This is a genomic window from Mesonia sp. K4-1 (assembly GCF_008017825.1).
GTDB lineage: Bacteria > Bacteroidota > Bacteroidia > Flavobacteriales > Flavobacteriaceae > Mesonia.
In genome coordinates this window covers 1-2,803 of the sequence record NZ_VRLS01000091.1, presented here as the reverse complement: position 1 = coordinate 2,803, position 2,803 = coordinate 1, and the positions used below count along the sequence as shown (strand labels likewise).

The following is a 2,803-nucleotide window of genomic DNA, read 5'->3' as shown; positions in this document are numbered from 1 at the left end:
AGGATCAATGAGAATAACCAGCAGCTATTTTCAACGGTTCAACATGATCTTCAGGATATACTGAACTCTCCCTACATTCATGCCAATGAGGTAACCAAGGTTTCCAATTCCTTTAATAAAATTATTGAAAGGAGCCTTGATGACCTAGATTTTATTGATGAGATCCTTTCCAGTGATTATTTAAAAATGAGTGACGGGGAAAGAGCAAAAGTACTGAAGGAAAAGGAACGCCGATCCGAGGAAATGGTTTTTGAAATCACTCAAAAAACAAAACGTTATCGTGATATCATCTCCTTCCGCGAAATGCAAGATAAAATCAATAATCGCGAAAACGGATTCTGATGACTGCCATGATCTTTTTAGGAATTGGGTTGGAGTATATAGATTCCGTATTTCAAGTGATTAAAAACAGTGATTTTTCACAGTATACCATTGCTGGAATGAAGGTTTTGGCGGTACTCTTTTTCTTGATCAATATCCTAAAAAAATATAGCGAAGGGATGACCGATAAGGAGGGTTACACTTGGGGCTTGAGTCCTGGGGAATTAGCTAAAAATTTTGTCATTGTCTTATCGGTTATTTTTTCAACCCAAGTACTTGGATTTTTTGACGGTATTTTGGTGGCCATTGAATCTCAATATCGGTTGACGGCGCCGGCACTTTTACCGCTTCAATTACAGGATATTGAATTGGAAAAGAACATTGGGGGCTGGGATGCGGCTACAAAAGCGATGTCTTTACTCTATGATGCCCTAGTAACCCCACTTTACCCCGTTAAGGTTTTCTCCTTTGTGATCGGGCTGTTTCTTTGGGTACTGGATTTATTTATCTATCCACTTTTCTTGGCGGAACGCTATTTTCTCTTGGGAATTATGCAAGCTTTTTTCCCCTTGGTGATCAGCCTCTCCGTTTTTGAAAAGTTTAGGTCCTTGGCCTATAACTTTTTCAAACTTTATGCGGCGGTCTATATGTTGGTTCCAGCGTTCTTTTTGGTAAATGTTTTTGTCAATCAACTCTATACGGAGATCAATACCAATTTTTGGTCGAATCTTTTGGGGTCATCCGCAGGAAACGAGATGATCAAAATTATTGTAGAGGCTGGTTCTATAGCATTTATTGTGTTCTTAAAATTCAAGCTGTACAAAAGGGCAACCTCATTCACGTTTCGATTATTTAGCAATTAAAACAAATAAAGATGAAGACACCTTATAAAAATATTTATACCGTTTTGAAAACCAATCGGTTCATTGTCGTTTTTGTGGTTTCCATGGCATTGGTATCCATTATCTACTCTGGCTGGATCGTTTATGATATAAATAAAAAGGCACTCAGTCACGCGTTCGCCATCAATACCAAGGGTGCAGTGATTCCTTTAGAGTGGGTAGATCAAAAAGATAATTTAAAGGTTGAAGCATTGGATCACTTGCGTTTATTTCATACCTACTTTTATCATATCAATGATACTAATTTTGAAAAAAATCTTGAAAAGGCACTTTGGCTGGGTAACAGTTCTGTAGATAATGTCTACCAACAAAAAAGATCAAATGGAGTCTATAACCGTATCTTACAATACTCCCTTATACAAAAAGTCATTAGCATAGATTCCAAAGTGGATTTGTCTCAAGAGCCTTATCAATTTACAACCACTACTATTTTTGAAATCAATAGGGGGAAAGTGACCGATAGGTACCAACTGGTTTCTTCGGGCGATCTAGTGCATGTAGATAGAAGCTACCCCCACAATACCCATGGTCTCTTGATCACAAATTACTTTGAAAATTCATTAAAAAAAATAAACAACGATAACCCATAATCAACTTAACAAGGAAACCCCATGGGTATCCAGAAAAAATATATTATGAAAATAAAAAAAAATAAAATTGTTTTTATTTCTGTACTTGCTACCATTCTCCTTTTTATCATTAGTTATTCCATTTTAATGTTGGGGGATGAAGAAAATACAGAAGAGATAAAACAGACGACTGTTCCTAAATTAAAAGAAGAAAAGGAAACCTATGGTTCTAAACTAGAAGCTATTAATGACCTCAAGGAAAAAAGAGAAAATAATGCCCCTAGTCCATATGATGAAAATTTATTAGACTCCCTAGGGTATTATGACCTTGACTATGTACGAAAGGAAAAGAACAGGGTCGTAGATAGCATAGTTTTAGCCAACAGGATTTCTTATAACGAAAATCGTTATGAACGTAAAACCAATGTGTTGGTCGATATAGATAGCACAAGGGCTAATGCCAATAAAAAAGAAGCGCTATCGGCTAAAGAGATAAGCTTGGAGCATCAACTTTTCTTTGCTTCTGAACCCTCTAAAAGTGAGCTTTCCCTTGCAGCGGAAACAGATGCCCATATATACGCAGCTGTAGATGGAAAGCAGGTAGTCAAAAAGGATTACCGTTTACGCATGCGACTGATAAGAAAAGCTAAAATAGCAGGGAGAATATTTCCAAAAAACACTCCTGTTTTTGGTTTTATAAAATTTCAACCGAACCGTGCTATGGTGGAGATCAATAACATTAATCATCAACCCGTAGAACTCTTGGCCTTTGATTTACAGGACGGGAATGAAGGCATTTATGTGGAGAACAGTTTTCAGGCCGATGCTAGCCAAGAAGTCCTAGATGATGTGGTAGGTGATATAAATATTCCCACCATTCCGCAAGTGAGCGGTATCACTAAAATTTTCCGTAAAAGCAATCGCAATGTAAAGATTACCATAACCAATAATTATCAACTTTTATTAAAACCTCAATTATGAAAACTTATCAATTTTTTACCATTTTAATTA

At 36.6% G+C, this 2,803-nt stretch carries 3 protein-coding genes and 1 pseudogene; all 4 read left to right on the top strand.

Annotated features, from left to right (window positions below):
• Window positions 1-342: pseudogene (locus FT986_RS14400) on the top strand (conjugal transfer protein); the annotation flags it as partial.
• Entirely contained in the window at window positions 342-1,184 is an 843-nt protein-coding gene (locus FT986_RS14395) for a hypothetical protein (RefSeq protein WP_147865667.1), read from the top strand. The pseudogene FT986_RS14400 and the gene FT986_RS14395, both read left to right, overlap by 1 nt.
• A gap of 11 nt (window positions 1,185-1,195) precedes the next feature.
• Window positions 1,196-1,813, top strand: a complete 618-nt coding sequence (locus FT986_RS14390) for a conjugal transfer protein TraK (RefSeq protein WP_147865666.1) — start codon at window positions 1,196-1,198, stop codon at window positions 1,811-1,813.
• A 45-nt stretch (window positions 1,814-1,858) separates the two neighbouring features.
• Window positions 1,859-2,773, top strand: a complete 915-nt coding sequence (traM, locus tag FT986_RS14385) for a conjugative transposon protein TraM (RefSeq protein WP_147865665.1) — start codon at window positions 1,859-1,861, stop codon at window positions 2,771-2,773.
• The last annotated feature ends 30 nt before the right edge of the window (window positions 2,774-2,803 follow it).